This window comes from Rhodopseudomonas sp. BR0C11 (assembly GCF_010820945.1).
GTDB lineage: Bacteria > Pseudomonadota > Alphaproteobacteria > Rhizobiales > Xanthobacteraceae > Rhodopseudomonas > Rhodopseudomonas palustris_H.
Genome location: NZ_QTKI01000348.1, coordinates 1 through 5,160 on the forward strand (window position 1 = coordinate 1; position 5,160 = coordinate 5,160).

Below are 5,160 nucleotides of genomic sequence, written 5' to 3' on the forward strand. Positions count from 1 at the left end.
GTTGTGCGGCTATTCGACCACGATGCCGCATATCATGCTGGCGACGGTGTTCGCCGAGCACTTCGGCATCCGGCCGAGCTATTGCCACGCGGTGCAGGTCGGCGGCGCCACCGGCATGGCGATGGCGATGCTGGCGCATCAGCTGGTCGAGAGCGGGGCGGCCAAGAACATCCTCGTCGTGGGCGGCGAGAACCGGCTGACCGGCCAGAGCCGCGATGCCTCGGTGCAGGCGCTGGCGCAGGTCGGTCACCCGATCTACGAGGTGCCGCTGGGGCCGACCATCCCGGCCTATTACGGCCTGGTGGCATCGCGCTATATGCACGACCACGGCGTCACCGAGGAAGACCTCGCCGAGTTCGCGGTGCTGATGCGCAGTCACGCAATCACTCATCCGGGCGCCCAATTTCACGAGCCGATCAGCGTCGCCGAGGTGATGGCGTCGAAACCGATCGCCTCACCGCTGAAGCTGCTCGATTGCTGCCCGGTGTCGGACGGCGGCGCCGCGCTGGTGATCAGCCGCGAGCCGACCACCGAACATCGCATCAAGGTGCGCGGCTGCGGTCAGGCCCACACCCATCAACACGTCACCGCGATGCCGGCCGAAGGGCCGTCCGGCGCCGAGCAGTCGATCGCGCGGGCCTGGGCGGCGAGCGGCGCTGCGGTGTCCGACGTGAAGTATGCCGCCGTGTACGACAGCTTCACCATCACGCTGTTGATGCTGCTCGAAGACCTCGGGCTCGCAGGCCGAGGCGAGGCGGCGGCGCGGGCGCGTGACGGCTACTTCTCGCGGAACGGCGCGATGCCGCTGAACACTCATGGCGGACTATTGAGCTACGGCCATTGCGGCGTCGGCGGCGCGATGGCGCATCTGGTCGAGACGCATCTACAGATGACCGGCCGGGCCGGTGATCGTCAGGTCCACGATGCCTCGGTGGCGTTGCTGCACGGCGATGGCGGCGTGCTGTCGTCGCATGTCAGCATGATCCTGGAGCGGGTGCGATGAGCGAGATGGCGATGCCCGATTGGACCGGCGGCGAGCCGACGATCACCTATCAGCGCTGCGGCGGCTGCGGCGCGGTACAGTATTTCCGCCGGGATTTTTGCGCGGCCTGCGGGGGCGAGGAGCTGACGACGATGGTCGCGAGCGGCGAGGGCGTGGTGTGCGCCGGGACCCTGGTGCATCGCGCCGCCACTGCGGAGGCGCGGGCGCATGTGCCGTTCAAGATCGTGCTGGTCGATTGTGCCGAGGGATTCCGGATGATGGCCCATGGCGCCCACGATTTGGTGATCGGCGACCGTGTCCGCGCCGGGTTCACCAGCTTCACCGGCCTGTTGGTGCCGATGTTCGAGAAGCTGCCGGGCTGATCACCGGACGTGCGGCGGCGGGCGCGCGGAGCCCGCCGCTTGGACATCTCAGAAATTCATCCACACCACACCCGGACGACGCGCTGGGTATTGGGGTCGAGCTCGACATTGCCGCGGTCGGTCCGGTAGTCGCGGGTCAGCACGTCGCCGGTGTGATAGACGCGGAGCACCTTGCCGGTCAGGTCGCATTCCGATGATGTCGCGGTGAAGATCAGCCACGGGATCGGATCGTCGTCGCCGCGAAACAGCGAGATCGCCTGGGCGAGTTCTTCGGCGTCGCCGAAGGTCGCTTCCCGAGTGCTGCTGCGGGCGTGGATGCGGACACCGCGGAGCGCTTTGCCCGGGCCCCAATAATCGGCGGGATCGCGCGGGATGGTGGCTTCGCCGACGATCGGCGTGATCACCGGCAGCACGATCCCGGTCGGTGCATCGGCGACGAAATCGAAGTCCTGAATGCCGTCGTCCGGTGGCCGGATGTAGAACCACGGCGACAGCCGCGGTTGCTTCCAGCCGGAGGTCGGCACCGTGCCGTGGGTGACGATGTGAATTTGCGGAGGCTTGGTCTTGACCAGGCTGAGCTCAACCGAAGTGACTTCCAATACACGCTGCATTGCAAAGCTCCTTGGTTTGAAACGCCAGGATGCTCAGCCAATGCGCGTAGTGTGTCCAGCAAAATCAACCGGCAGACCGCCGCGGCGTCGGTGCTTTGCCCGGCGCCGCGGCGGTAGCTGCTACACGATGGGGCGGGCGAGACGCTGCCCTCCGCCATCGCCGCGGCGGACCAGCAGCAGCGCGATCGCCAGCGTCGGGACCAGCAGGCACAGCCCGAGCGAGGTGACTTGCACCTGCGACAGCGGGTTGATGCCGCCGCCCGGCGTCGCCAGCACAAAGCCGCCGATCACCAGCGCGATGCGCAGCGGCCATTCCAGCGCGCCGGCGCGGCGGAGATTGCCGATGCCGACCTGATAGCCCTGGATGCCGCCGCAGATGCACAGCGTGCCCGCGGCCGCCAGCGTCAGCAGGCCGAGCGCGGCGAGATAGGGGCTCGGCCCCTGCAGCACCAGCGCCGGGTTCATCACGAAGAAGAACGGGATGAAGTAGATGATGCTGCCCACCCACATCGATTCCCAACCGGTCTTCATTGCCGGTGAGCCGGCGATGCCGGCGGCCGCAAAGGACGCGATGGCCACAGGTGGCGTGATCGACGACAGCATGCCCCAATAGAAGATGAACATGTGCACCGCCATCCGGTTCAACCCGAGCTTTTCCAGCGCCGGCGCCACCAGGATCGCCAGGAAGATGTAGCAAGCGGTGGTGGTGAGGCCGAGGCCGAGGATCAGGCTGGTGATGGCGCACATCGCCAGCAGCAGGAAGGCGTTGTCGCCGGCCAGCCGCAACAGATCCGCCGCGAGGCTGGAGATCACGCCGGTCATCGAGAACGCGCCGATCAGCAGGCCGCAGCCGGCCAGGATGCCGATCAGCTCGACGAAGGTGCGGCCGTTGACTTCCAGGAAGCGCACGATGCTGCCGAGAGTCCAGCGGGTCTCCTTGGAGAAGATCTGGTTGAGCACCAGCAGCAACGCGGTGGCGTAGAACGGCGCGTGGCTCTCGCGCTTGAAGTACAGCAGCATCACCACCAGCAGGGCGATCACGAAGGCGTAGTACCAGCCTTCCTTCAGCGTCTGCCACAGGCTCGGCAGTTCCGAGCGCGGGATGCCCTCGAGCCCGTGCCGTGCCGCATAGGCGTCGACCTGCATGAACAGGCCGATGTAATACAGCGCCGCCGGCACGATCGCGGCGAGCGCGACCTCGGCATAGGAGACGTTGAGGAACTGCGCGATGACGAACGCGGTGGCGCCCATCACCGGCGGCGCCAGCACCGCGCCGGTCGAGGCGCAGGCCTCGATCGCCGCCGCATAGGAGGCGCGGAAGCCGCTCTTCTTCATCACCGGGATGGTCATGGTGCCGGCGGTCAGCACGTTGGAGATGATCGAACCGGACATCATCCCAAGCAGCGCCGAGGCGAAGATGCAGACCTTGGCGGCCCCGCCGCGGAACGTGCCGCAGATCGAGAACGACAGGTTGATGAAGAACTTTCCGGCGCCGGTCAGCATCAGTGCGGTGCCGAACACCAGAAAGCCGATCACGGTGTCGGCGAACGCCTGAATCGGAATGCCGAGCAGGCTCTCGCCGGACAGCACGTGGTAGGCGGTCGCCTGTTCCAGCGTCGACTGCGAGCCGCCGAGCGGGCCGAGCCAGCGCGCACCGGCGAACAGCGGATACACCGTGAACGGAAACACGCAGAGCAGCAGGCTCCAGCCGCCGGTGCGCCGCAGCGCCTCCATCAGCAGCGCCCACATCACCAGGCCGGCGATGAACACATGCGTCGGCGCGCCGCCGAACTCCCAGCCGGCTTCGGCCGCTTTGCGGATGGAGCCCATCAGTACCAGCGCCGCCACCACGGTCGCGGCGAACAAGGCGATGTCGTACAGTGGCACGCGGTCGAGCCGCGCGGTCGATGTTCCCGGGAAGATCAGGAAGGTGAACGGCAGCATCAGCGCAATCAGGAGATAGAAGTACTCCGTATTGAGCTGGGTGTAGCCGATGAAGAAGCGCAGCGAGAACTGCTGGTTGATGCACAGCAGGATGGTAGCCGCGGCGGCGGCCACCAGCGCCCAGCGCCAGAAGCCGGTCAGGCTTCGGACGCGGGTGACTTCGGCTTCCTGCATGTTGTCGACCGAGTGCGGATCGTCGAGCACGATCCGTTTGGTCGGGCGGGCGGCGGATTCAGCAGCGCGCATGGCAATGTCCCCGGCGTTGCGATGCGTTACTCGAACCCGTTCGGCAGGCCGGCCCGCTTCAATGCCGCGGCCCTTGCTGTCATCCAGCCGTCGCGGAATTCCTGATCACCGGACGGCGCCGCGGCTGCGTACTGCTTCCACGCCGCGGCCAGCACTTCCTGGCGCTTGATCAGCCCGTCATTGTGGGTCTGATCTTCGGCAGTCCACTGGCCGGCTTCCTTCAGCGCCTTGACCGCGCCGGGATGGAACGGCACCACCCATTTCATCGTCTGGGTCTTCACCGCGAGGCCGGTGGCGCCGGGGGCGCTGTCCTTATAGGCGTCGTAGTCGACGATCATCGCCTTGGTGATCGAGTACACCTGATCGGCCGACTGCGTCGCGTACACGGTGGCGATCGGATACGGGTAGTTCGACAGCTCGATCGGCTTGCCCGGCTGGTGCGCGGCGCCGCAGCTCGACATCGCCGGATTGAAGAACGGCGCGACCTTCTTGACGCGTTCCCACGCCGCCTTGTCGGCATGCGGCATCGGCGGCCAGATCAGGCCGCGCGGTGAGCTCTCGGCTTCCTTGGCCGGGCCGGTGATCGTCGTTCCGAACGCGGCGTCGACGTCGTTGTTGACCAGGCCCTTCCACATCGCGCCGTAGCTGGCGAATTCGACGATCTTGACGTCGTCCTTGGTCAGGCCGCCATAGGCCATGATGCCGAGCGCATTCTGGTTGGGCGCCGGCGAGCCGACCACGAAGCCGACGCGCTTGCCGCGCAGATCCTTGATCTCCTTGACGCCGATGTCGGCGGCGACGCCGGGCGAGGAGCCGTTGCAGTCGACCACGCTGAGCGTGATCTGCAGCGGCTGCGGGCCCCATTCCTTGGCACCGAATTCGAACACGCCTTCCTGTGCGAAGTAAGTGCCCGATCCCATCCAGGCGAGCTGGGCGCGGCCGTTGCGCAGCGGGGCGAGGCGGGCGACGTCGTTGCCGGCGGGCAGCACGCGGA

The 5,160-nt window shown here is 66.9% G+C and carries 5 protein-coding genes; 2 read left to right on the forward strand and 3 right to left on the reverse strand.

What is annotated here, in order from left to right:
* Together DYI24_RS20660 and DYI24_RS20665 are read left to right on the forward strand one after the other, a co-directional pair.
* On the forward strand, window positions 1–1,003 hold a 1,003-nt coding region (locus DYI24_RS20660; protein ID WP_164573652.1), incomplete at its 5' end, for a thiolase family protein.
* Entirely contained in the window at window positions 1,000–1,365 is a 366-nt protein-coding gene (locus tag DYI24_RS20665; RefSeq protein WP_164573653.1) for a Zn-ribbon domain-containing OB-fold protein, read from the forward strand. The genes DYI24_RS20660 and DYI24_RS20665, both read left to right, overlap by 4 nt.
* Before the next feature lie 56 nt (window positions 1,366–1,421).
* Here the strand turns inward: DYI24_RS20665 and DYI24_RS20670 are convergent, their stop codons facing one another.
* From DYI24_RS20670 to DYI24_RS20680, 3 genes are all read right to left on the reverse strand, one after another.
* On the reverse strand, window positions 1,422–1,976 hold the full coding sequence (locus tag DYI24_RS20670; protein WP_164573654.1) for a hypothetical protein: 555 nt from the start codon (window positions 1,974–1,976) through the stop codon (window positions 1,422–1,424).
* Window positions 1,977–2,096: 120 nt separating this feature from the next.
* Window positions 2,097–4,166, reverse strand: coding sequence for a TRAP transporter permease (locus DYI24_RS20675; RefSeq protein WP_164573655.1), 2,070 nt, complete (start codon window positions 4,164–4,166; stop codon window positions 2,097–2,099).
* Window positions 4,167–4,192: 26 nt separating this feature from the next.
* Window positions 4,193–5,160, reverse strand: a 968-nt coding sequence (locus tag DYI24_RS20680) for a TAXI family TRAP transporter solute-binding subunit (RefSeq protein ID WP_164573656.1), incomplete at its 5' end; no start/stop codon positions are given.

Bases quoted from the DNA above. Each gene is read 5' to 3' on its own strand.
- DYI24_RS20670 (WP_164573654.1), bottom strand. From the start codon at position 1,976: ATGCAGCGTGTATTGGAAGTCACTTCGGTTGAGCTCAGCCTGGTCAAG.
- DYI24_RS20665 (WP_164573653.1), top strand. From the start codon at position 1,000: ATGAGCGAGATGGCGATGCCCGATTGGACCGGCGGCGAGCCGACGATC.
- DYI24_RS20675 (WP_164573655.1), bottom strand. From the start codon at position 4,166: ATGCGCGCTGCTGAATCCGCCGCCCGCCCGACCAAACGGATCGTGCTC.